Raw genomic sequence first — 24,206 nt, 5'->3', positions numbered from 1 at the left:
AATTGTGACTGTCTACGGGTTGCGGCAATGGTTTTTTGGGGCGACAGCACTAGCAACTTGGGTAGATCCACAATCTCCTCTGGCTAAAACCACAAGGGTTTATAGTTATTTGGGTAATCCTAACTTATTGGCGGGATATCTTGTACCAGCTGTAGTTTTTAGCTTGGTAGCTGTTTTTGCCTGGCAAAGTTGGATGAAAAAGGCTTTAGCGTTAACTATGTTTATTGCTAATAGTGCTTGTTTGGTGTTGACTTTTAGTCGTGGTGGCTGGATTGGTCTAGTGGTGGGGGTATTGACTGCGATCGCCTTGCTAGTTTATTGGTGGAGTGTACAACTGCCTCCTTTTTGGCGTACTTGGTCACTGCCAATTATTTTGGCAGGTATGATGGGCTTACTGTTGTTAGCAATCATCTTTGTCGAGCCAATCCGCCTGAGAGTTTGGAGTATTTTTGCAGACCGCCGAGACAGTAGTAATAATTTTCGCAGAAATGTTTGGGATGCTGTGTTCGAGATGATCCGCGATCGCCCGATAATTGGAATTGGCCCTGGACACAATTCTTTTAATCAAATATATCCCCTCTACCAACGTCCTCGTTATACAGCTTTAAGTGCTTATTCAGTCTTTTTAGAGATAGCTGTAGAAACTGGTTTTGTGGGTTTAGCCTGTTTTCTTTGGCTGATCATCGTGACATTCAACAACGCATTTGTGCAAGTGCGACAATTGCGGCAATCTAGAAATATAGAAGGATTTTGGTTGATAGCAGCTTTTGCTACTGTGGCAGGGATGCTGGCTCACGGTACTGTAGATACTATTTGGTTTCGTCCTGAAGTTAATAGTCTTTGGTGGTTAATGGTGGCTTTAATTGCCAGCTACTGGACACCCATAGCTCAAAACCACACTCAGAATGTTAATTCTGCTTACGAAGACCCCACAGCCATCTAAATACAATTAACCAACAGCAGAATTCAGGAGCCAGAATGGGTGGATTTCTAGCTCCTGAAGGTTTAATCGACTTTTGTCGGTCATTCTGAATTCTGTTAACTTAGCGTGGTATAGCTCTTTATGACTTTTGAGTTATCCTCAAAATTAATATTGAATAGGTTAGTCTCTGTAGGTTGTACTTCCAGTAGTACTCGGCTCGCGATAAGCAGTATGTTCATCGCCACGTTTTCTACCAGCTAAACCAGCTAAACCAAATAAACCGATTAATCCTAACCAACCCCAATCAGCATCTCGGCGTTCGTAAACCGTAGTTCTCGGTGTAGTTTCAACTCTGGGGTCAGTAACTTGAGCATTTACCGGTAGAGTTAAAGGCAACATCGCCATACTTAAAGTGAGAAAGCCAGCACCAACTGCTGTGGTGAAATTACGTGTCATGGTGAAAATCTCTCGTCCCTTCCAATATCATTCACCACTGTATCGAGTCCCATCACTAATCAAATCAATCTGCGGCTATAAACTAGGCTTTCTCTAAACTCACACTGAAGATATACAACATACCTTCCATTTCTATGCACTCCAGTGTAGGAATTGTGAGATATTTCAAGCTTAATAATTTTTCATCGCCCGTTGTATATCACGCTGATCTTGCCGTCGTTTCAGGGATTCACGTTTGTCATGGAGTTTTTTACCTTTACCAAGGGCTATACTCACTTTTACCCACCCTCGTTTGAGGTACATTTTTAAAGGTACTAGTGTTAAACCCTCCTGTTCCACCTTGCCAATTAATTTACGAATTTCTCGGCTATGTAGCAATAGTTTGCGCGTGCGACGCGGTTCATGATTAAAATATTGACCACTAGCATTGTAAGGAGAGATATGAACGTTGATCAACCATGCTTCGCCATTGCGAATCAATGCATAACCGTCTTGAAGATTAACTCTCCCGGCGCGAATCGATTTGACTTCTGTTCCGACTAACTCCACTCCCGCTTCAAAGGTTTCTAAAATTTCATACAAATAACGGGCTTGACGGTTGTCACTAATAACTTTGTAACTTTGACTCTTTTCGCTCATTGAAAAAAATTTGTGTGCTTTAATTGTGCTGCAAAAATTTTGGGGCTATGCCAATTTTAAATTTTAGATTGAAATCCAAAATCACCAAGTCTCGTACCCTGGTTGTTGAGGCCAATCCAAAATTGATTGGCTATCTGGTAAATTGATCAGAAAACATTAGACCTCTATTAGCTTTATCCTATATTCTTTTAATTTAGCTTTTCTCAAGGACTAAAGTGGCAAAAAAATGATGCCAAGTTCAATATTAATTTACATGAAGATGAATATTTTTTGTATATGATGGGTTTATTGTTAAGAATAAAAAAGCTAAATGTAGTTTTTTGGCATTAAACATCAAAATGTGTTAATGTTTGTAAAATATTTTCATAATTTAATTTTCTCTTTATAAATCAATCTTCAGGCAGTCATTGGCTGGTAATCCTGTCATAGTATGAAAAATAAGGACACTATTTCTGCCTGTGTTTACTGTTGTAGCTTGTACAAATAAATTTCTGAGTAAAAAAATGCTAGGGGTGTATTGTCCATGCCCTTGACTATTCTTGTTGTGGATGATGACCTGGGAACTCGTTTGTCTATTAGTGATTATCTTGAACTGTCTGGCTACTCTGTAGTCATGGCAAATGACGGTCAAGAAGCTTTGGCAATGGTAGATAATTACCATCCTGATTTGATCGTTACCGATATTATTATGCCACGAATGAACGGCTATGAACTGGTGCGTAGGGTTCGCCAACAACCAGCATTCCGGCTATTACCTGTAATTTTGTTAACAGCCCGCACAAAAACCCAAGAAAGAATTCTAGGATACCAATCGGGGTGCGATTTGTACTTGCCTAAGCCTTTTGAACTAGAGGAGTTAGCAGCAGCAATTCGTAATCTTCTAGAGCGATCGCAAATTATTCAATCTGAGTACCGCTTTTCTCATAAAGAAAATTTGGGCAGTTTCGCACCCACAAGAGAGGCGGAAATCCCAAATTCTCTACGCACTAATATTCAGCAGTCCCATCTGTTAGCATCCCTGACACCCAGAGAACAAGAAGTTCTAGAACTTTTGACTCATGGTTTTTCTAATGCTGATATGGGCAATCAACTGCACTTAAGTCCGAGAACAGTAGAAAAGTATGTGAGTAGTTTATTGAGAAAAACCGCCACCAGCAACCGAGCTGAACTGGTGCGTTTTGCCATCAAGCACGGATTAGTGGAATAGCTTTTACTCCCCACTCAGCACTCAGCACTCAGCACTCAGCACTCTTTTCACTCAGCACTTTCCCCTAACGTGTTGCAGTAGACCTTCACAAGCATCCACAAGTAAATCTATTACCTGATTAAAACCCTCTACTCCGCCATAGTAAGGGTCTGGAACTTCCTTGAGGGAATGACGAGAGCAAAAACTACACATTAAGTAAACTTTGTGATGATACTGCCCAGTTCCATCAAGAGCAATTATATGATCATAATTCGCTTGATCCATTGCCAAGATCATATCAAAGTCCTGAAAGTCTAATTTTTGCAATTGCCGAGCTTGACCAAGCAGTTTAATTCCCAACTTTGCAGTAGCAGCATTACTCATGCGTCGGTCTGGTGGGCTACCAATGTGATAACTAGATGTACCAGCAGAATCACAGAGTATACCATCGCTTAAGCCCGCTTTGTCGATGAGATGATTCATAATGTTTTCTGCCGATGGTGAACGGCAGATGTTCCCCAAACAGACAAACAGCAACTTGTAAGGCATAAATATTTACTTGATATTGATACTGGTTCAAAAGTCCACAGTCATCAGTCTAATGGTTTATGACTAATGACTAATGACTAATGACTAGTGACTAAAATCCAGGTAGTTCCAAACCACTGGTCAAGTCTTCCATCCGTTCTCGCATTGTGGCAGTGGACTTGTTGTAGGCATCTTTCATTGCTACAGTCACGAGATCAGAAAGTAATTCTGCTCCTTGTTCTAGAGCTTCTGGGGCAATTTCCACCCGCTTAGGTTCTTGGTTCCCACTAACAATGACTTTAACCAGTCCACCACCGGATTCTCCCTGGATTTCCATTTGCTCCAATTCTTCTTGAAGCTGTTTAGCGCCTTCTTGAACTTGCTGCGCCTTTTTGAAAGCGTCCGCGAGTTCTCTCATTTTGCCCAAACCAAAACCGAATCCCTGTCCTTTGCCTGTCATAATTAATTGTCCAAGTGTACGTTAAATAACAAAATCAAATTCAATTATAGATGCGGTAGGCAATTTACCTCTTTGATTACCAATAATTAATGCTGGGTATCGGGAAAAGGCAGGAGGAGCGGTTTTTAAGTAACCGGAGGTTTAAAGTAATTTCTCACTCCCCCTTGCTCCCTGCTTCCTGCTCCCCTGCCTCTTAACTCCCCACTTTAGCCAGCCGCCTGAAACTCACCAATCATTTTTACTTCTGGCTGTAAGCAAATTGACCAATGTTCTTTTACTTGCTGTTGGATATGACGAATGAGAGCAAAAATATCGCTGGCCTTAGCTCCGCCACGATTGACGATAAAATTAGCGTGTAATAATGCTACTTGCGCTCCGCCAATTTGGTAGCCTTTTAAACCTGTTTGTTCAATTAACCATCCAGCCGCATAAGGTGTGGGATTGCGGAATACGCTGCCACAGCTAGGGAAATTGTAAGGCTGGGTAGTTAGTCGATGTTGTTTATGTTGCTTGGTTACTGCTAAAACTAAGGCTGGATCAGTACCTGGTTGGAGTTGCAAGGTGGCTTGGGTGACAATGCGTTGGCAACGCCGCTCTGTTGGAGATTCGCTACTTTGCAGTGATGAAGAGCGATAGCTGTAACCTATCTGGGCTGGGGTGAGAGTTTCTATTGTTCCATCGGGCGAAAGTACCTCGGCGCTAACTAACATATCTGCGATACAGCTATTATGCGCCCCCGCATTCATGACTACAGCACCCCCAACAGTTCCGGGGATACCCACAGCCCACTCTAATCCTTGCCAACCTAATTTTGCTGCTTCCCATGCCAAACTGGGAATTGATTCCCCGGCTGCTACTGTTAATTGACCTGTTTGGGGATCAAAGTAGCTATGACGCAGATGACGAGTAGAAATTACTAAGCCTGGTAATCCGCGATCGCTTACTAACAGATTAGAACCTGCACCTAATGTTGTTACAGGTAATCCATGTTCTTTTGCATATTCAACGCTGGCTTGCAGTGCTTCTAAATTCCGAGGAGCAACGTACCATTCCGCAGCTCCCCCAACTCTATAAGAAGTAAATGCAGATAAGGAAGCTTGTGACTTGATCACACAATCTGTCCCTTTTAAGTAAATTATTTTACTATTACTTGAATCTTCAGTTTCCTGCTTCTGTGTATTTGAAGCAAAAATGGTGCAGACATTTCCAGCTGCCTGGGAAATTTTCATTTTTACGTAAATTTGTGAAATTTTTACTTTTAACTGCCGTAAAAATACAGCAATAGTATCAATCGATAGAATCCTTGCTAGAGGGAAACTGCCATTTTTTCCACACTTAGGATGTGGCTACAGCAGGTTCGCAAAGAGTATGAATTATTTCAGGAATCACCTGATTTAAATTCCCAGCACCGAGAAATAGGACTAAATCTCCCGGACGCAGTGTTTGCTGCAAAAACCCACTCATTAAGAGCAGATTTGGTTGATAAAGTACTTGTGGGTGTAGTTTGGCTATTTCTGTGGCCAGTCGCTCACCATTAATTTGCCCTAAATTGGGTTCACCAGCACTGTAAATGTCTGTCAATACCACTAAATCAGCATGAGTAAATGACTCGGCAAATTCTTTCAAAAAGGTCAATGTGCGACTATAGCGGTGGGGTTGGAAAACGGCCACTACTCTTTGTTCTGGTCTGGCTTGGAGGCGTGCAGCCGCAAGAGTAGCGCGAATTTCACTGGGGTGATGGGCATAATCATCGATGAAGGTAATACCGCTAACTTCTCCCCGAAACTCGAAGCGTCGTCTGGCTCCTTCAAAGCTGGCAATACCCTTGGCAATGGCTCCGAATTCTAAACCCAAGGCTCGACCAACAGCTACTGCTGAAAGAGCATTGCTCAAATTATGCCGACTCAGCAACCGCAATTTCAATACTCCCAATGGTTTGCCTTTTTCCCAAACTAGGGCTGTGCTACCATCAGCGCGATATTCAATATTAGTAGCGGTATAATCAGCATTTGTCTCTGGGTTGAGGCTGTAAGTAATTGTGGGTTTGAAGCGTTCGCGCACTGTGTCACAATCAATACAACCTATGAGAGTCTGACAACCATCAGCGAATTTTTGGAAGATTTTAACTACTTCTTCTAATGTGTCGTAGTGGTCAGGATGATCGAGTTCAATATTAGTAATAATGCCAATTGTTGGGGCGTGTTTTACCAGAGAACCATCAGATTCATCGGCCTCAGCTACCAGATACTTGCTTTGCCCTAATCGAGCATTTCCTTCCCAAGCATCAACTTCGCCACCGACAATAATTGTGGGGTCTAAACCAGCTGATAACAGCATATTGCCAATCATGCTACTGGTAGTAGTTTTACCATGAGTGCCGGCAACTGCAATGCTATAGTAATCTGAAATCAAGGCAGCTAGTACATCTGAACGATGTAAAATTGGACATCCTAATTCTAGTGCTGCTTTGTATTCCAAATTATTGGCATTAATTGCTGTTGAACAAACAACTTGAGGCAAGGTTGACTTGCTATTCGTAGCTAATATTTCTTCTGAGGTTAATAATACTCGATTACTTGATTCACTTGATCGAAAGAATTCCAGATTACTGGCCTCTTGTCTACCAAAAATATTGGTGCCTATGGACTCCAACTTGCGGGTAATATGACTGGGGCGAAGGTCAGAACCTGATACTGGTATTTGACGCTTTGCCAAAACGTATGCTAGGGCAGACATACCTATGCCACCAATACCAATGAAATGAAATGGTCTGCCATGAAAATCTACATAATTACTCATTGATTAGTCCTCTTACACCACACCATAATCACAAATGACACGCGTATCATAACAGGAATTTGATTTTTACCGTAACTGCCCTTGCATCTTGTTTATACCTGATGTTGAGATTATTTTCCTCTGTTGTTTTGCTGATTGAGAATGATTTTACCTTTGTTGGAGGTTTTTGCTATTTCCAAACTGTTATAAAGATTATTCTGGAAGTTTTGGCCGCATCGGGACAGAAAATCTGGTAGTTTCAAATACATCTTTATAAATTCCTTACTAGTGTTGGCTACAGTAATACATTGGTAGTGAAACTGCTTGAAAAATCTAGAACTGTTGCCTGAAACGTCTCTACACCGTGAATTGAGCGCGATAGTATATTTGTATTAAGGTTTTGAGGAATTGAGTCAAGTTTAGGTATGACCAAATGCAGCAAATTGGTATCTTTGGTGGCACATTTGATCCAGTTCATTGGGGACATTTACTCGTAGCCCAAACAGCTTTGTCGCAAGTACCTCTGGAAAAGGTTATTTGGGTGCCATCACTAAATCCTCCGCATAAAAAAGCAGTTGTGTTTGAACATCGTTGGAAAATGCTGAAATTAGCAACAAGAGAAAACTCAGCATTTAATGTCTCCCTAGTAGAGACAAAACGCTCTGGGACTTCCTATGCCATCAATACTTTGATGGACTTATCTAGTTGTTATGCAAATACTCACTGGTACTCGATTGTGGGTTTAGATACATTTAGCACCTTACCCCGTTGGTACCGTGGACACGAAGTAGCACAAATGTGTGATTGGTTGATCGCACCCCGACTGCTAGGTGGTGAGACTATAGCTCAAAGTGAGCAAATCTGCAAGCAGGTGGAGCAACAACTAACAGAGCAGTCGCTGACTATTCACTGGCAATTATTGAATATACCTTTAGTTGGAATTTCATCAAGTCTAATTCGTCAACTTTGCCGCGATCGCCAGTCAATTCGCTATTTAGTCCCAGAATTGGTCAGATCCTACATCACGACTCACAGCCTTTACTCAGGTAAATCTGAATAAAGTATGTGTTTTTTTTATTGATCAAACAGTTTATGGTTATTAATACCCCTCCCCTTTGCGATATGATTGGGTTCAAAGATATCAATTTATAGGCATAAATACAGAGGGTAAGACACTGTGATTAGAGTCGCAATCAACGGTTTTGGGCGTATTGGACGTAACTTTGCACGCTGCTGGGTAGGCAGGGAAAATAGCAACATTGATCTGATAGCTATTAACGACACATCAGACCCTAGAACTAATGCACACCTCCTAAAGTATGACTCCATGCTTGGGAAGTTAAAGAATGTTGACATTACGGCCGATGATAATTCAATCATTGTGAATGGTAAGACCATCAAATGCGTATCGGATCGCAACCCCGAAAACTTGCCCTGGAAAGAGTGGGAAATTGACCTGATTATTGAATCAACAGGTGTATTTACCAGTCGGGATGGCGCACAGAAGCATATCAATGCTGGAGCCAAAAAGGTTCTCATCACTGCTCCCGGTAAAAACGAGGATGGTACTTTTGTGATGGGGGTGAATCATCACGACTATGACCATAACCAGCACCACGTCATTAGTAACGCCAGCTGTACTACTAACTGCTTGGCTCCTATCGCTAAGGTGTTGAACGATAAATTCGGGATCATCAAAGGCACGATGACCACCACTCACAGCTACACTGGGGATCAGCGTTTACTAGATGCTTCTCATCGGGATTTGCGACGGGCGCGGGCAGCAGCTATTAACATTGTTCCCACCTCCACCGGTGCGGCAAAAGCAGTAGCGCTGGTAATCCCAGACCTGAAAGGTAAGCTGAATGGTGTGGCTTTACGCGTGCCTACTCCGAACGTTTCAATGGTAGATTTCGTAGTTCAAGTTGAGAAGCGTACTATTACTGAAGAAGTTAATCAAGCGCTCAAAGATGCCTCAGAAGGATCGCTCAAAGGCATTTTGGACTACAGCGAACTACAATTGGTATCTTCCGATTATCAAGGTACTGACGCTTCTTCAATTATCGACTCCAGCTTAACCATTGTCATGGGCAATGACTTAGTGAAAGTTATGGCTTGGTATGACAATGAGTGGGGTTACAGCCAACGAGTTCTAGATTTGGCAGAACTAGTAGCCACAAAGTGGGCTTAGAAGAGTGCTGAGTATTGAGTGCTGAGTGCTGAGTGCTGAGTGCTGAGTGCTGAGTATTGAGTGCTGAGTATGAAACTAGTTACTTCATTACTTGGTCATTAGTCATCCCCGAAACAAAATGTAGAGACTTTGTATACAACGTCTCTAAAATGGTTCACTATAGACTATTGCGTGAAATGTTGGAATCCCTGGCCTAGAGTTAAAACTTGGTCGGGGAATTTTTTATGTTGGTCGTGTAGTATTACTTGGGAACCTGTTGTAATAGTTCCAACTATAGCGGCACTTTCACCGAGGTTTGTCACTAAATTATGGGCGAGAACTGCTGGTAAGCACAGCACTAATTCAAAGTCTTCACCACCATAAAGAGCATATTCTAGAGCTTTTTCTGGTGTTAGCCAGTGGCTAAAAGTTGCGTCTAATGGGATTTGTCTGGCTTCTAGGACAGCGCCAACACCACTGGTGTGGCAAATTTGTAAAATCGCATCTGCCAAGCCGTCGCTGCTGTCCATTCCGGCGATAGGGAGATTGGTAGATGAGGGATAGGATGGGAGAATTTGCCAAAGTATGGGTAAAACATCTAGTCTGGGTTGCGGACGTTGGTGGGCTGTGATCAGTGTCCTTTGTTCTGCATCGCTGAGGTTTTGCTTTAATTCGGGATGCAAGAGCAATTGTAAGCCTGCGTGGGATGCTCCATGAACACCTGTGACAGCGATCGCATCACCCACTTGAGCCGCAGAACGTCGGATAATCCTCTGGGGATCGACTTGACCAAAGGCGGTAATAGAAATAGTTGTTACAGGCGATCGCACAATGTCACCGCCCACAATTACGGTATTGTATTTCTGGAGGCATTCTGTCATGCCTTGGTACAAGCGCTCAACCCAACTCACCATAACTTCCCCAGGTAGTCCCAAACCGACGGTAATTCCTAGAGGATAAGCCCCCATTGCTGCCAAATCGGATAAATTAGCAGCCACAGCCCGCCAACCAGCATCTTCTGGCGATGTGGTGACATTGCTAAAATGCACACCATCAACAAGGACATCTGTTGTCACTACTAAAGATTTATCTGGTGCAGTTACAAGTACTGCTGCATCATCGCCAATCATTCCTGGGGGACAGAAACGCTGTAATTTTTCTAAAATACCTTGTTCGCCAATATCTTTAATTTTAGTCACGTCTCTTCGCTCCGAATTAAAAATTAAAAATTAAAAATTAAAAATTAAATCCTCCACGGATAAATCCGAGGGCTGGAATTAATGTTGTTTTACTTTTTTCTTCTCCATAAATAAATTTAGTTGCTCTGTATCCTTTTTTTTCTTTGGTCATTGGTTATTTGTTATTTGTTATTTGTCATTGGTTTTTCCCAGTCTTCCTTCCTCGTCAAGTTAGGATAAAGGTATCATCTAGGAGTCAGTTGGGATGGTAAAAACACCAGTAACCAGCATCACTTTTGAGGAGTATTTAACTTATGATGATGGCAACGGTAAAATTTCAGTTTTATTACTGGAGGAAGGGCTGTATGAAGAAACAGTTTTCACTACCAATCAGCAGATAATATCACAGACATTTCCAGAGTTAGCGATCGCTGTCGAGCAAATTTTAGCGGCGGGAAATCTCAGTTAAAAAAAAGAGGAGTAGTCCTAAACAACCCCTCAAACTCTTATATTTACTCGAAACTCAGCACTCAGCACTCAGCACTCAGCACTCTATCTACACTTGTGGCTCAACTAAGTTTTCTATTCCCTGAATCACAGTTGCCGATTCAATTTTGTCGCCTTCCTTAAGCTTATCCAAAATTTCTTTGCCTTCGGTGAGATAGCCAAAAACGGCATAGCGACCATCTAACAGGTTTCGTCCCGCAGGAGTGAGTTCTGGCTCAAACAAAAAGAAGAAAAATTGAGATGAACCTCCATTTGCTTCAGTTTCGGGGCGAGCCATTGCCAATGCGCCAAAGGAAGAAAAAGGCAAAACTGGCATATCAAGATACCGCCCAGCTTCTTCAAGAGTAATACCATAGGTGGGTTCCTCATCGCCTTCAACCAAAACTTCTAAAGGAACGGCACGGTATTTGCCAGTTTTGGGATCAATGAAACCTACTTCTTTTCCCGGTGGATCTCCGGTTTGCAGGACATAAGATTCTTCTGAACGGATAAATTCTAAGCCGTTATAAAAACCTCGCTGGACTAAATCCACAAAATTACCAGCTGTGACAGGGGCGCTATAACCATCTACCACCATAGTCAGGTCGCCTTTGTTGGTTTTCATGGCAACTGTGGCCCGACCTTTGAGTTGAGGGAGGTTATTGTACTCAGAAGGGACTTTAAAGGGGAATTCCGTCACCATCGACTCTTCTAATTGGGTGACAATATCCAGCAGTTTATTTCTGCCTTCAAGAATTTGTTCTTTGTCTTTAACTTTTACTGCTTCTTGCAATGAATCGACACCGGATTTTAACTCAGAAATCCAAGTTTTGGCTTGGGGTTGGCGTTCTTCGGGAACGCTTGCTAGGATTTGGTTAGGTTGATCGAGAATGCGTGAGGCTGTTTTCAAATCGCTAGACATAGCACCCCACCGTCGATTTGCCCGCAGTTGAGTAGCAATATCTTCTAAACTGGCTTGCAGTCGTCGTACTTGCTTATTCTCTATCGGGAGTGCATACCGTAATAAAGCCTTGCCTTCAGTAATTGCATTTCCAGATGGCAGGGCGGCATTCATAGGAGGAGTCCAGCCAGCTGTACTTATGCCTAAAAATATTGTTAGTAACAATATTGCCGTTAGGCTGTTCTTCAGCCAGGATTTTAATATGTTAAACATGATGGAATAACTCAAATGCAACATGAAAGTGTTGACTAGGCATAACCCATCAATCATCTTCCCACAGTACGAGTGCTGAGTAATCGCTTAATTTAGACATTAGGACTGGATACTAGTACCGTAAGCCGTTCGTCAGGAGGCGCATATTGCAATATGCCCTTACAAAAGTCAAAAGTCAAAAGCCGATTATATAAGCTTTTCATTGATTTTAGATAGCTGTACTGTACTAGGGATTAAATGGGAATAATTTTTGTCTAGTTATGAGTTTTCAGCCCTTGTGCCTCAGTTCCTTAACTTCTATCTTGACGATTAATGACTAATGACGACCCCTGAAGGGTACAATAAATGCCGATTGTCTTCCCAAATTTAAGAGCTTCATGATATCTAGTAACGACTTTCGACCCGGTGTATCAATTGTATTAGACGGGAATGTATGGCGAGTGGTCGAATTCCTCCACGTTAAGCCAGGCAAAGGCTCTGCCTTTGTACGGACAAAACTCAAAAGTGTCCAAAGTGGCAGCGTTGTAGAAAAAACCTTCCGAGCTGGGGAAACAGTGCCTCAAGCTAATTTGGAAAAAAGCACGATGCAGCATACCTATAAAGAAGGCGATGAGTTTGTCTTTATGGATATGGAAACCTACGAAGAAAGCAGATTAAGCGTGGCGCAAATTGGCGATCGCGTAAAATATCTGAAAGAGGGTATGGAAGTTAATGTGATTCGTTGGGGTGAGCAAGTGCTGGAAGTGGAACTACCAAACTCTGTAGTTTTGGAAATTGTCCAAACAGATCCGGGTATCAAAGGTGATACGGCGACAGGTGGAACTAAACCCGCTACTCTGGAAACAGGAGCAATGGTCATGGTTCCATTGTTTGTGGCTCAAGGTGAACGTATCAAAATTGATACTCGTGAAGATAAATATCTAGGCAGGGAATAAGTTTGCTCTGTTCCCAAAAGCAATTCTGATTGAAATCCCTAATACAGGGATTAAATCCCTGCCAAACTTAAAATTTTGATTTATGGTTAGGTCGAGGTAATAAAAACTGTGCCATTGGAATTTAATGAAATCCGCCAACTGCTGGCAACTATCGCCCAAACAGATATTGCTGAAGTAACGCTCAAAAGCGAAGACTTTGAACTAACGGTACGTAAATCGAGTTCCCGTGAAATCCTAGCCGCGCCAAATCAGGTCATGGAGGTGGGAACAAGTCGCGTTTTAGAGAGTGCTGTAAGTGCTTCTAGTGTGCAGTTGTCAGCAAATCCCCCATCAACCATTGATAAGAGGTTAGTGGAAGTGCCTTCGCCAATGGTAGGAACGTTTTATAGCGCTCCCGCACCTGGGGAAGCAGCATTTGTGAAAGTGGGCGATCGCGTCCGTGTTGGTCAAACAGTCTGTATCATTGAAGCTATGAAGCTAATGAATGAAATTGAGGCTGAGGTATCCGGGCAAGTCATGGAAATTCTACTGCAAAATGGCGAACCTGTGGAATATGGCCAGGCTTTGATGAGAATTAACCCTGATTAAGTATCGAAAAGTTTGACTGAGATATCTCGTCTAAGGTAGACAGATAGGATAAAATGTGCATATAAGTAGCAAATGTTTCCAAATACCTGAAGGTAATGTGGCAATGCCGAATCCTTAACCGCCGCAGTGAGGGGACTTGCGCTTACTACCGGGTAAAAGCTCAAACGATTTTTGAATTGTATCATCGGGTGTACGATGACCACCTAGCCACAAGGCTAGAAACACAAGCTCGCACCTTTCGCGTGTTAAATAGCAAAAGTTGAGTTAGCTATCAGTTATCAGTGAACAGTCACCAGCACCTAAACTGATAACTGATAACTGATAACTGAACTAAAGCTGATAGTTTTGCTCGAAGCTTTCACGAGTCAATGGCTGTTCCAACTCCACACCCTCGCCACCTAGAATATCTAATTGTTCTCCGTCCACCTCAATGTATACTTTGGCACTGGGATCTAGTGTTGTCGCCGTATAAACCACTTGTCCGACGCGTCCAATCATCGAGGTAGTACCGCCACCCGTGGTAAAGTCGTTAGATAAATTAACGTGAACCTCATTATTTTCCATCTTCAGACCCAGCAACTTAGTTCCTTCGGGTATAGTTGTCGAATCTGTCCCTTCTGTTGGCCCTTCTAATAAAGCTTGAAAAGCACTTTCTAAAACTTGATTAGGTTGTGTAGCAGCTATTTGAATAGGTTGAGGAACCAAATCAACACTTTGTCCGCTTGGTTTCAGCCAATAAACATTAGGCCTTTGCTCTTGTGCTGGCTGCTGGGTAACTGCTGGTGGTTTAGGCTGTGTGATGGTTTGAGACGGGTTAGTTAGTGTAGGAGACTGGTTAGAAGTCAGCCAAGCTACACCACCACCCACCGCTACAACTGCTGCTGAAACTGCTGCAATTACACCTGAAGAAATACGCTTAGTTCCTTGTTGGTCGTTCATATTTAAAACCTTCTTGACTGAGGATTGAGATAAGTGTGGTTCAGAGAAGCAGCCTGCTTAAAGACGATATCGATGTGTGGGGAGTTTCTTAAAATCTCAAGATGCTTTGATTTATCGAAATTTTGCTGACTGGATATCTTGCCTGTTTTAATACCAATTTGGAATTTAAAATTAGGAATTCTCTTGGCTAGGCTATTTCAGCAATTTGCCATCCTGCACCCATAGTAACTTTATTTCATCTTTATTTTAGGTTGACAGTTCTCGTCCGTCACCCGAACCTTAATGTAAATATAATCGTTTCTGGAAATACGGAGACTCACAGAGACTAGAAGAAAATATTTCAAACCCTGCATCCTCTATTTTAGTGAAATTAAATATCCACAGGGCTGAAGTATCTAAACTTCTGTGTACTTCTGCTGGCTGATGTAATCTACTCCTTTAATATATTAATCAAATTCTCAATGGCAATTTCCTGAAATTTACAGGAAAAGATTTACATAATTTTATACTTAAATATTTTTAACTTCCAGGTTTAAGTTATCAAGTCTAGATATTCAAATAATTTCAAATTCTGTGTTGTATTTCTTTAGCTCAAGTCAACCTACCTATTAACAAATTATATTATATTAATAATCAATCCCTTATTTGTGGTTGCTATGATTGTCACTGCTTCGACCCACAAGATTTCCTGGGAACTCTTACCCGAAGATTTCATTTTAGATGATGAACCTGTGGATAACGTAAATCAACCATCCTTAGCAGCTGCACTAACTGAAAGCCTACAACTGGCGGGAAAACTCCCAGAGAATGCCCTCACTACAACCAATTATGGCATCTGTGCCACAGTGAATGACAAAATTGTGGTGAAAGCACCTGATTGGGCTTACGTGCCACGAATTACCGTACCTAGAGAGCAAGTAAAACGCAGTTATACCCCTCATAAACAGGGGAAAATTCCCGTGGTGGTGATGGAATTTCTCTCAGATACTGATGGTAGTGAATATTCTAATAAGCTGACTTATCCTCCTGGAAAATGGTTTTTTTACGAACAAGTTTTGCAAGTTCCCAATTACCTAATTTTTGAACCTGACAACGGTGTTTTAGAGGTGCATCGTTTACATGAGTCTGGAAAATATGAATTACGTTCTTCTGATGAAAATAACCGTTATTGGTTGGAGGAAATGGAATTATTTATTGGTGTGTGGTCAGGAAAACGAGAAAATCGTGAAGGTTACTGGTTGAGGTGGTGGGATAAACAGGGTAATTTATTATTGTGGGGGTTTGAGTTGGTGGAACAAGAAAGACGCGAGAAGGAACATGAAAGGCGAGAAAAGGAAGCTGCTTTGCAACGTTTGCAAGAGTTGGAAAAACGATTACGGGATGCTGGAATTGAAGATTAAAACCTGAATTATCCAACTTTAACTAATTCGTTTAAAGGTTCTAAGCATTACATGAATTTAACCTCAGAAGTCGTTTGGAGTTTATTTTTAACAAGTCTCATAGGTTTATGGCTAATTTGGCAGGCTATCAAAATAAACTCTAATATTGACATATTTAAAATAACAGTTCAATGGTTTAGTAATAGACCTATTATTTTACCTACTTTACTTTTTTTGATTTTCCCGTTTTTATCTACATATATTTTTAGGATTTTTATAACAAAATTTAATATGGTAATCACAAATCAAATAATGACGCAAATACTAACAACTAGCGGATCAGTAATAAGTATATATGTTGCCAATAGAATTTTAGAAAGATTCAAACAAAGCCAGGAAGAAAAGAAAGTAGCAAAGATACTTGTAACAAGTATGGAAATTCACATAAATATTTTAGAAGAAGTAATGAAATATATGAGTGAAGATTGTTGTGAATCACAAATAACAAAAGTTGAAAATAAGGTAAACCAAATAAGAGAAAATTACATATATAAATCTGCTTTAACGTTAGTTGGTGTTTTGAAAATTAAATATGTAAATTTAATTTCTAAATATTACGTTGATTTGGATTTTCTTTTAAATAATGACATATTAAATATTTATGAAACAAGGTTTAAGCTTACAAGCAACAACGAGAAGATGAATAAATATATACCTACACCAACATTAGGATCTGTAAAAATAAAGATTGAAACGTTTATTTTTGAGGCAAAATGCTGCATCATGAAAATAAGTAAAGAAATACTTCAGGACAATGAAAAATTCAATAAATATAAGGAATTATTAAAACGTGAATATAAAATACATAAAAAAGAACTTGAACAATATATAGCGGACTATAATATAGAAATATATGAACAACCGCTTAACAATACTCTATTAATGAGAATTCAAACATTATTTGAAGAATTTCGTTTACTAAATGAGCTTGATACTAAGTAGGATTTAATTTGTGTTCATCAACTGCATTGACTCATAGGTGTTGGGAAGTAATTTTAGTGTAAAACTTTAACTGACAGCAAAATCTGTATACTTTCTTCTTGTTGGTGAGTGAAAGGCTAACACAATATCTTGTTTGGATACACCTAAATTTAATAAATCTTGAGCAATTCTTCTTTCAGTTCCATTATGTTGTATCCAAATTTTCCCGTTTTTAATATCAATATGTAACATCATCCCATGAATGCGTTTTTCTCCATCCCAACCTACATTCATTAACTGATAATGGTTGTTTTCTCTATCAATAACTAACTGTAGTTCTACATCTCCATAAGAGGGTTTATATTGACTGTATTCTTTGAGGATATTTTCAATGTAATTACGATATTTTTCTAATTTATCCATTGACTTATTGCCTCCTGATCAATATTATAGACAATGATTTTTAATTGATAATCTGCAATAGCTAGTTGTGTAAATTCTAGCTTGAAAAAACTTTCATAAATATCAAGAGGAACTGCCAAGTATAAACTTCTTTCTGGTTCCTGTCGCCGTAAAATTAAACGGTAATTTAGCAATTGTCCCAGGGCTTGGTGAAATTCAGATATTGTAGAATCACCCAGAAAACTTTTTATCTCAACTGCTATTTTTTGATTATCCTTTTGGGCTGCAAGCATTTTTTCTGCGCCCAAGTCTACATATAAATCCACTCCTCCAAATGAAATGAATAAGGGGTCATTTGTTATCGTCCAACCTTCTTTAACTAAGGCATTTTTGACAGCATCGTGAAATTTGTCTTTAGCCATTTTTGATATCAATGGCAGGCAAGATGCCTGCCCCACAAGAGATATATGTTATGCTTCTAGCGCTGTTTTAATCCACTGTTGGAGTGTGTTGACTACTTCTTCAATGGCTATTTCTTGAGTTTCACGGGTGGCGCGTTTGACTATTTCAACTTTGCCGTTGTTAATAGCTCGACCTGTAACTATTCTATAAGGTATACCAATTAAATCGGCATCTTTGAATTTTACCCCAGCCCGTTCGTCTCGGTCATCAAGTAATGTTTCTACACCTGCTTTGTTCAGTTCTGTGTAAAGTTTTTGGGCGATTTCGAGTTGTTTTGCATCTTTGATGTTGGGAATTGTCACAATTGCATGATAAGGTGCGATCGCAACTGGCCAAATAATCCCATCTTTATCATAAGATTGCTCTACAGCCGATTGTGCCAACCTGGAAACACCTACGCCATAGCAACCCATGAATAGCGGATTTTCCTCGCCTTGTTCGTTTGTATACGTTGCACTCATAGCTTGAGAGTATTTCGTACCCAGTTGGAAAATGTGACCGACTTCAATTCCTCTGGCTGTTTGTAGAGTTTGCTCAGGGTCATGAACCGCGCGATCGCCTGGTCTAGCTTTGCGTATATCTACTATTGTTTCAGGTAGTTTAAATTGTTCTCCCCAATTAGCACCAACTACGTGATAACCAGTTTCATTTGCACCTGTGACAAAGTTTTTTAACTCAACGGCTGTTTTATCGACTAACCGCAGAAACTGAGAATGCAACTGTTTATTAGCAGTAATATATTCATCTGCAATATCAGGCGCAATATAACCTAAAGGTAAAGATTTAGCTGCCCATGTTTGCTGCATTTCGGCATTGGGTACATCTAAGGCAATAATAGCTTTAGCACCGTAATTAGCGGCTAATTTAGTCAATTCATTCTGTAACTTGACTTCGTTAACTTCCTGATCACCCCGAATATTTACCAATACCAAAACCGTCATGCCATTATCATAAACTATTTGATAAAGGACATTTTTAACAATTTGCGTAGGAGAACATTTGAGAAAATTACAAACTTTTTCTATGGTTTCCGTTCCTAGTGTTTCCCGTTTTTCATAACTTGTAAATGGTGAAACTTCCACATCACTTGCTACAGAAACGGCTTTTTCTACATTGGCGGCATATTTACCATCTTCAGTGTAGAGAACTTCATCCTCTCCCGCATCCGCCAGTACCATAAATTCTGTCGAACCAGAACCGCCAATCGCGCCAGAATCTGCTTCTACAGCCCGGAATGCTAAACCAGAACGGCGTAACATATTGCTGTAGGCTTGATACATATCTTGGTAGGTTTCTTTGAGGCTGACTTCATCCACGTGGAAAGAATAACCGTCTTTCATAATAAATTCTCTTCCCCGCATTAAGCCAAAACGGGGGCGAATTTCATCACGGAATTTGGTTTGAATTTGATATAAATGTAACGGTAGTTGTCGATATGAGCGAATCATATCACGAGCAACAGTGGTGATTACTTCCTCATGAGTCGGCCCTAATCCTAATTGTTGTTCACGACGGTCGATGAGGGAAAACATAATTCCCTCGGCTTTGGTGTAGGTGTCCCAGCGTCCCGACTCTTTCCACAATTCCGCCGGTTGTAATTGGGGTAAGAGACATTCTTGTGCGCCTGTGGCGTTCATTTCTTCTCGGACAATTTGGGAAACTTTTTGTAATACTCGCCACATCAAAGGCAGGTAAGCATAAATACCGCTACCGATACGACGAATGTAACCCGCCCGGAGTAAGAGTTTATGGCTGGGGATCTCAGCATCAGCCGGATCATCCCTGAGTGTGACGAATAACATTTGTGACAGTCGCATCCTTATTTTCCCTTTCCAGAATTATTAAAATTGGTTAAGCCTATAATTTTCCATCAATCAGGAGCAAATTACCTTGGCAGATGCAATTTATCAAGCACAAGCACCCCTAGAATTTATCCCTCCAGCCTTCAATCCCTTGGTTCTGAAAGGCTTTCATCTGTTGCTACCAAGTTGGATTAATTGGCAAACAGCTATTACCCAAATTGAAGCAGATAATGTAGAGGTGTTGGTGGATCTTTATCGCCAGTTTCAAGAAGGTAAAGTGCGCTTTTTGTTGGCATTTCGCCATCCTCAAACAGATGATCCCTTTTGTTTAGGTTATTTGTTTTCTCAAATACTGCCAAAAGTAGCACGAAACCAGAACATAGCGCTACAGTTACCCTTTCATGCTCATTTTATCTACGATCGCGGTATTCCTCTCTGGGCTGGTTCTTATGTTGGTTGGATTGCTTCGCGTTTGGGTGGAACTTCCATTCAACGGGGTAAGGCTGACTGGACGGGGTTACGTTCGGCGCGTGATTTGTTTGCTAACGGTCAATTTCCGATGGCTGCTGCGCCAGAAGGTGCTACTAATGGTTTGTCGGAATTTATCAGCCCTTTGGAACCTGGTATCGCTCAATTAGGCTTTTGGTGTGCGGAAGATTTGCAAAAGCAGGAACGCTCGGAACAAGTTTTAATTGTACCAGTTGGGATTAAATATGATTATGTGGCTGCTCCTTGGAGTGCGATCGCCAATCTATTAACTGATTTAGAAGCGGCGAGTGGTTTGGTGGTACATTCGGGACAGCAAAATGAGGTTCCCTGTCTGGAGTCCCTTTATCCCAGGTTATTGACCTTAGCAGAACACTTACTTTCGTTGATGGAAAAGTTTTATAATCAATTTTATCATCAAAAGTTGCCAGATGCGGAAACGATAGCCACAGAAACAACTGACCGCAATGCGGCTTTAGTCATCCGGTTACAAGCTTTATTAGATACAGCTTTACGGATATCCGAGGAATATTTTAACTTACTATCCAAAGGACAGTTAAGCGATCGCTGTCGGCGAGTAGAACAAGCTGGTTGGAATTATATATTTAGAGAAGAGTTTAAGGATATCAAAGCATTATCACCTGTCGAGAAAGCATTAGGCGATCGCGTCGCTGAAGAAGCCAATTCCCGAATGTGGCACATGAGATTAGTAGAAAGCTTTGTCGCCGTTTCTGGTAACTATATCAGAGAAAAACCCACAGCAGAAAGATTTGCCGAAACCACATTAATTTTGTGGAAAATGATTGCTCGAATTAAAGGTAATAAAATCAGCCAAATGCCGCAACTAGGTAGACAAGGAGTGAAAATTACCATTGGTGAGCCGATATCAGTATCAGAACGATACCCAGCGTATAAAGAAAATCGTTTGGAAGCTAGAAAAGCCGTAGCTGATTTGACCAATGATTTGCAGCAAGAATTGGAAAATTTAATTTGAAAGTTTGTAGTGAGGACTTTAGTCCTCTACACAATACTTAAGCCCTCACTACAAAATCAATTGTAACAATTATTATAAGTATTAAGTTTTATGAATAAAAGCTCAACAAATTTCTTAGTATTTAGATTTCAAGCAACATTAAATAAATTTAATTTTTTATTTAATTATTATTAATCTTCTCCAACTTTAATATCTATAACTATACGTCTTGGCGGATAAATAGTGAAATTAAGTTCATTTCCACCAAGCTCTTTTAATAAGTAACTAGTAGCTTCTTCATCACATCTAACAATTGCATGAGCTATTGCAGCATAATTAGGGTTTTCTGTGAGTAATGGTTTAATAGCTGCAATTGGTATCATAAGGTTACATTAATGATATTTAAAATTTAATTCTAGTGGTTCTCCTACCCCAGCACCAATTACAAGCATTTTGTATTGTAAAAGTGTTTTCGGTAATGTAAAAATTAGGGTTGGGGAAACCCTTCCTCGCTGGTAATGGGAAGTTGCGAGGAGGGAAAATATTAGCTGAAACTCAAAATGGTTCAATCAGCTATCTCATTGACTGGGAACCGATCAATTAATTGCATCGCCCGATAAGCATTACGTTGGAAATCTTTCGATAAATGCGGAACGTGGGGGATTTGAGATAATAAATCCAAAGTCCGGCGTAAAATTCTCACCACATCCCCTTCATCCAAAGTGGTATTTTCGCAGAGTTCTGTCCACGGTGTTCCTAACGCCCACTTTTCCACTATGGCAATTAATTCAAGTTCCAACCAGATAGGCAAAGCGACATTGTACCGCCGTTGCAATTGAAATATTTTGCGGCGAATATTCCGCAATTTTGCCAAGGCTTCTACTACTTCATTGCTAAGTTCAAAGTGGACTCTACTATCTGGACGAGGGGTTTCAATCACTAAAGCGGCTGCTGCTGCTGCTAAATGATGGGGATCTAAATTATCAAATTCACCACTAGCGAACACTAAACCCAGCCATAATTCATTTTCTCCTCGAATGGCGGCGGCAATTTGCCCTAATTTCGTGGGAACTAAATTATCTAAACAGTCAAAGTGCTGCAAGATGGAAATTAAATTGACAAATTCTTCCCAATGGCGTTGTGAGTGTTCCTCGACTTGTGATTGTAATTGTTCCAGTTCAGCTTCTAATTCCACATAACGCGCCCGGCGTTTGAAAATTTTGCTGACATTGCCTGATTGATGAATGGGATTTGCTTCTAATTGTTCTTGAACTGCGGTGACGCGACTGAGTTGTTCGGCCACTTCTGGAGGCATATATATTGACCCTTCTCCAGACTCAGGAATGCGTTGCGCGATCGCAAATGTCTCTTCACTCCCACGCAGCGATTGACCGGGCTTTAACAGCAATTCAGGTGGTGGTACGATATGCTCTGGCACATCCACTCGTGGCAACTCAGCATACAAATCGACGACATCCTTAGTTGTCACCACATACCAGCGATTATCTTGCCCCAAGCAAATCAAATAAGGAGCTTCGCCATTACCAGGAGTTTTTCCGACTAATATTGCTGTTATGGGTATAGATACAGCAATGTTTTTACCTTTGAGACTCAACAGTGTTCCCGACACGGCAAAGCTCAACATCATCACAAATTCTTCTTGCCGATTTTCTACTGCTTGTTCTTGCAGGGTTGATAATAAATGGCGTTCTACTTTCAAGCGTTGCCGTAATTTCTCATAAACTGCTAGTTCTTGTTCATTAACTGCGGCAATTTGTTCGTGAAGTTGGGCTAATTGGGTTTGCAGTTCGGTAATCTCTTCATACTCTGGTCTTAAATGCACAGTTGCCATGTACTGCCCAAAACTGCGTTCTATGAGTTCCTTTGCTTGCTCCAGTGTATGAATTTGCAGCAAGTTCAGTACCATTCCATAGCTTGGCGTAAACTGACTCACTAATGGATCTGGTTTAGATGTCGCTAAATACGCCGCTTCCTTCGAGCCTTCAAAGGGGGTTTGGACTGTGACTACATGACCTTGTAAATCCATGCCCCGGCGACCAGCCCGCCCAGCCATCTGGAGGAATTCCGAAGCGTTTAATAAGCGATGTCCAGAATCAGTCCGTTTGGAAAGGGTGGAAATAACTGTTGTCCGGGCTGGCATATTAATTCCCGCCGCTAGTGTCTCTGTGGCGAAGACGACTTTAATTAGTCCTTGTTGAAATAGTTCTTCTACTAGTCCTTTCCACGCAGGTAAAATTCCAGCATGGTGAGCAGCGACACCTCTGTACAGGGGCGCAATTTGCCCAGAACGCCCGGCTTCAGGATTACGAGCTAAAAAATTATCAATTTGCTCGCGTAATATTTGCGACTCGTCATTATTTACCAACCATAAATCACCAACTTCTGCAACTGCTTTATCACATCCCCGGCGACTGAAAATAAAGTAAATCGCTGGGAGCATATCCCGTTGTTGTAGCTGGCTGAGGGTATAAACTATCCCAGGGGCTTCTGGTCTACCATTTCGACCCCTGTCTCCTTGCTTCCTTTTACCTCTGTTTGCCAGACGGGGATTGATTTTGTTTTTGCTTTCATTCAGCAGGGGAAACAGCCCTTTGGGATTGCAATAGTAAAATTCTAAGGGGACTGGACGAAAATCGGAATAAATCAGGTCTGTGGGACCGTGAACGCGATTCAACCAGTCGGTGAGTTGGTCGCTATTGGCAACAGTTGCGGAAAGAGCTGCCAGTTGAATTTCACGAGGACAATAAATAATGGATTCTTCCCAAACTGTTCCTCTTTGGCGATCATTCATGTAGTGGCACTCATCTAGCACCACAGCTTCCACGTCTACTAAAGAAATACCGACTTGCCCGATGGGTGTGCCATAGAGCATATTGCGGAAGATTTCTGTAGTCATCACCAGAATTGGTGCATCTCTGTTAATAGAAATATCTCCAGTTAACAGTCCAACTTGGTCATACCCAAATTGCTCACGAAAATCACGTAATTTCTGATTTGATAATGCCTTGAGGGGTGTGGTGTAAAACACCCGTTTTCCTCGTGATAAGGCTCTATAGATGGCATATTCCCCAACTAACGTTTTGCCCGAACCTGTGGGCGCACATACGACTACGGAGCGTCCAGAATTTAGGGACGCGATCGCATCTTGTTGGAATTGATCCAATTCAAAGGGAAATATTAACCCTAAGTCAAGTTCTGGAGATGGTGCGGGATAATTCACTCAATCAAATTTGCAACCGGACTTTTTACTATATTAACGGC

Annotated in this window: 24 protein-coding genes and 1 pseudogene; 11 read left to right on the top strand and 14 right to left on the bottom strand. The window is 41.1% G+C overall.

Going from position 1 to position 24,206, the window contains the following annotated elements:
* Nucleotides 1-943: IctB family putative bicarbonate transporter (locus tag VB654_RS04885; RefSeq protein ID WP_323212392.1), on the top strand; the 943-nt coding region annotated here is incomplete at its 5' end.
* Between the two features lie 159 nt (nucleotides 944-1,102).
* On the opposite strand, the gene VB654_RS04880 is transcribed toward VB654_RS04885, so the two are convergent.
* Nucleotides 1,103-1,378: a WGxxGxxG family protein gene (locus tag VB654_RS04880; protein WP_323212391.1), complete on the bottom strand. Its 276-nt coding sequence runs from the start codon at nucleotides 1,376-1,378 to the stop codon at nucleotides 1,103-1,105.
* A gap of 171 nt (nucleotides 1,379-1,549) precedes the next feature.
* A complete protein-coding gene (smpB, locus tag VB654_RS04875; RefSeq protein WP_323212390.1) occupies nucleotides 1,550-2,017 on the bottom strand; it encodes an SsrA-binding protein SmpB in 468 nt (155 codons plus the stop codon).
* Nucleotides 2,018-2,540: 523 nt separating this feature from the next.
* Here smpB and VB654_RS04870 point away from each other — a divergent pair.
* On the top strand, nucleotides 2,541-3,224 hold the full coding sequence (locus VB654_RS04870; RefSeq protein WP_323212389.1) for a response regulator transcription factor: 684 nt from the start codon (nucleotides 2,541-2,543) through the stop codon (nucleotides 3,222-3,224).
* Nucleotides 3,225-3,275: 51 nt separating this feature from the next.
* On the opposite strand, the gene VB654_RS04865 is transcribed toward VB654_RS04870, so the two are convergent.
* The 4 genes from VB654_RS04865 to murC all read right to left on the bottom strand — a co-directional run bounded on the left by VB654_RS04865 (nucleotide 3,276) and on the right by murC (nucleotide 6,990).
* Nucleotides 3,276-3,752 carry a low molecular weight protein-tyrosine-phosphatase gene (locus VB654_RS04865; protein WP_323212388.1) on the bottom strand — a complete coding sequence of 159 codons (477 nt, stop codon included), beginning with the start codon at nucleotides 3,750-3,752 and terminating at the stop codon, nucleotides 3,276-3,278.
* Between the two features lie 91 nt (nucleotides 3,753-3,843).
* Nucleotides 3,844-4,191, bottom strand: coding sequence for a YbaB/EbfC family nucleoid-associated protein (locus VB654_RS04860; protein ID WP_089092638.1), 348 nt, complete (start codon nucleotides 4,189-4,191; stop codon nucleotides 3,844-3,846).
* Between the two features lie 206 nt (nucleotides 4,192-4,397).
* Complete coding sequence (gene murB / locus VB654_RS04855) at nucleotides 4,398-5,420, bottom strand: UDP-N-acetylmuramate dehydrogenase (RefSeq protein WP_323212387.1); 1,023 nt, start codon at nucleotides 5,418-5,420, stop codon at nucleotides 4,398-4,400.
* Nucleotides 5,421-5,526: 106 nt separating this feature from the next.
* Nucleotides 5,527-6,990, bottom strand: coding sequence for a UDP-N-acetylmuramate--L-alanine ligase (gene murC, locus VB654_RS04850; RefSeq protein WP_323212385.1), 1,464 nt, complete (start codon nucleotides 6,988-6,990; stop codon nucleotides 5,527-5,529).
* A 412-nt stretch (nucleotides 6,991-7,402) separates the two neighbouring features.
* Between murC and nadD the strand changes: the two genes are divergently transcribed.
* Both nadD and VB654_RS04840 read left to right on the top strand, forming a co-directional pair.
* Nucleotides 7,403-8,029: a nicotinate (nicotinamide) nucleotide adenylyltransferase gene (gene nadD / locus VB654_RS04845; protein WP_323212384.1), complete on the top strand. Its 627-nt coding sequence runs from the start codon at nucleotides 7,403-7,405 to the stop codon at nucleotides 8,027-8,029.
* 117 nt (nucleotides 8,030-8,146) lie between these two features.
* Nucleotides 8,147-9,160: a type I glyceraldehyde-3-phosphate dehydrogenase gene (locus tag VB654_RS04840; RefSeq protein ID WP_323212383.1), complete on the top strand. Its 1,014-nt coding sequence runs from the start codon at nucleotides 8,147-8,149 to the stop codon at nucleotides 9,158-9,160.
* Between the two features lie 164 nt (nucleotides 9,161-9,324).
* Here VB654_RS04840 and thiL read toward each other — a convergent pair whose 3' ends face one another.
* Nucleotides 9,325-10,338 (bottom strand): thiamine-phosphate kinase, encoded by a 1,014-nt coding sequence (thiL, locus tag VB654_RS04835; RefSeq protein ID WP_323212381.1) that lies wholly within the window; start codon nucleotides 10,336-10,338, stop codon nucleotides 9,325-9,327.
* Between the two features lie 244 nt (nucleotides 10,339-10,582).
* Here thiL and VB654_RS04830 point away from each other — a divergent pair, with 244 nt between their 5' ends.
* Nucleotides 10,583-10,786 (top strand): hypothetical protein, encoded by a 204-nt coding sequence (locus VB654_RS04830; protein WP_416235657.1) that lies wholly within the window; start codon nucleotides 10,583-10,585, stop codon nucleotides 10,784-10,786.
* 87 nt (nucleotides 10,787-10,873) lie between these two features.
* Here the strand turns inward: VB654_RS04830 and VB654_RS04825 are convergent, their stop codons facing one another.
* A complete protein-coding gene (locus tag VB654_RS04825; RefSeq protein WP_323212379.1) occupies nucleotides 10,874-11,977 on the bottom strand; it encodes a peptidylprolyl isomerase in 1,104 nt (367 codons plus the stop codon).
* Nucleotides 11,978-12,354: 377 nt separating this feature from the next.
* Between VB654_RS04825 and efp the strand changes: the two genes are divergently transcribed.
* The 3 genes and pseudogenes from efp to VB654_RS04810 form a co-directional block, all read left to right on the top strand.
* The gene (efp, locus tag VB654_RS04820; RefSeq protein WP_323212378.1) at nucleotides 12,355-12,912 is read left to right on the top strand and encodes an elongation factor P; all 558 of its coding nucleotides are present in this window, start codon (nucleotides 12,355-12,357) and stop codon (nucleotides 12,910-12,912) included.
* A gap of 108 nt (nucleotides 12,913-13,020) precedes the next feature.
* Nucleotides 13,021-13,500: an acetyl-CoA carboxylase biotin carboxyl carrier protein gene (accB, locus tag VB654_RS04815; protein ID WP_323212377.1), complete on the top strand. Its 480-nt coding sequence runs from the start codon at nucleotides 13,021-13,023 to the stop codon at nucleotides 13,498-13,500.
* Nucleotides 13,501-13,568: 68 nt separating this feature from the next.
* A pseudogene (locus VB654_RS04810) lies at nucleotides 13,569-13,763 on the top strand (transcriptional regulator); the annotation flags it as partial.
* Between the two features lie 67 nt (nucleotides 13,764-13,830).
* Here the strand turns inward: VB654_RS04810 and VB654_RS04805 are convergent.
* Entirely contained in the window at nucleotides 13,831-14,439 is a 609-nt protein-coding gene (locus VB654_RS04805; RefSeq protein ID WP_323212376.1) for a GerMN domain-containing protein, read from the bottom strand.
* A 656-nt stretch (nucleotides 14,440-15,095) separates the two neighbouring features.
* Between VB654_RS04805 and VB654_RS04800 the strand changes: the two genes are divergently transcribed.
* On the top strand, nucleotides 15,096-15,839 hold the full coding sequence (locus VB654_RS04800; RefSeq protein ID WP_323212497.1) for a Uma2 family endonuclease: 744 nt from the start codon (nucleotides 15,096-15,098) through the stop codon (nucleotides 15,837-15,839).
* 51 nt (nucleotides 15,840-15,890) lie between these two features.
* A complete protein-coding gene (locus VB654_RS04795) occupies nucleotides 15,891-16,820 on the top strand; it encodes a hypothetical protein (protein WP_323212374.1) in 930 nt (309 codons plus the stop codon).
* A 66-nt stretch (nucleotides 16,821-16,886) separates the two neighbouring features.
* On the opposite strand, the gene VB654_RS04790 is transcribed toward VB654_RS04795, so the two are convergent.
* Genes VB654_RS04790 through VB654_RS04780 form a run of 3 tightly spaced genes read right to left on the bottom strand, consistent with a single transcriptional unit; the run spans nucleotide 16,887 to nucleotide 19,480 of the window.
* Complete coding sequence (locus VB654_RS04790; RefSeq protein WP_323212373.1) at nucleotides 16,887-17,222, bottom strand: XisI protein; 336 nt, start codon at nucleotides 17,220-17,222, stop codon at nucleotides 16,887-16,889.
* Entirely contained in the window at nucleotides 17,210-17,623 is a 414-nt protein-coding gene (locus VB654_RS04785; protein WP_323212372.1) for an element excision factor XisH family protein, read from the bottom strand. The genes VB654_RS04790 and VB654_RS04785 overlap by 13 nt, the downstream gene beginning before the upstream one ends.
* A gap of 48 nt (nucleotides 17,624-17,671) precedes the next feature.
* Nucleotides 17,672-19,480: a proline--tRNA ligase gene (locus tag VB654_RS04780; RefSeq protein WP_323212371.1), complete on the bottom strand. Its 1,809-nt coding sequence runs from the start codon at nucleotides 19,478-19,480 to the stop codon at nucleotides 17,672-17,674.
* Nucleotides 19,481-19,553: 73 nt separating this feature from the next.
* On the opposite strand from VB654_RS04780, the gene VB654_RS04775 reads away from it, so the two are divergent.
* Nucleotides 19,554-20,945 (top strand): 1-acyl-sn-glycerol-3-phosphate acyltransferase, encoded by a 1,392-nt coding sequence (locus VB654_RS04775; RefSeq protein ID WP_323212370.1) that lies wholly within the window; start codon nucleotides 19,554-19,556, stop codon nucleotides 20,943-20,945.
* 170 nt (nucleotides 20,946-21,115) lie between these two features.
* On the opposite strand, the gene VB654_RS04770 is transcribed toward VB654_RS04775, so the two are convergent.
* Nucleotides 21,116-21,307, bottom strand: coding sequence for a hypothetical protein (locus VB654_RS04770; RefSeq protein ID WP_323212368.1), 192 nt, complete (start codon nucleotides 21,305-21,307; stop codon nucleotides 21,116-21,118).
* A gap of 182 nt (nucleotides 21,308-21,489) precedes the next feature.
* On the bottom strand, nucleotides 21,490-24,165 hold the full coding sequence (locus tag VB654_RS04765; protein ID WP_323212366.1) for an RNA helicase: 2,676 nt from the start codon (nucleotides 24,163-24,165) through the stop codon (nucleotides 21,490-21,492).
* Nucleotides 24,166-24,206 lie beyond the last annotated feature (41 nt).

The sequence above is a fragment of the Nodularia sp. UHCC 0506 genome, from assembly GCF_034931045.1.
GTDB lineage: Bacteria > Cyanobacteriota > Cyanobacteriia > Cyanobacteriales > Nostocaceae > Nodularia.
This window is presented reverse-complemented; position numbering and strand designations above follow the sequence as displayed.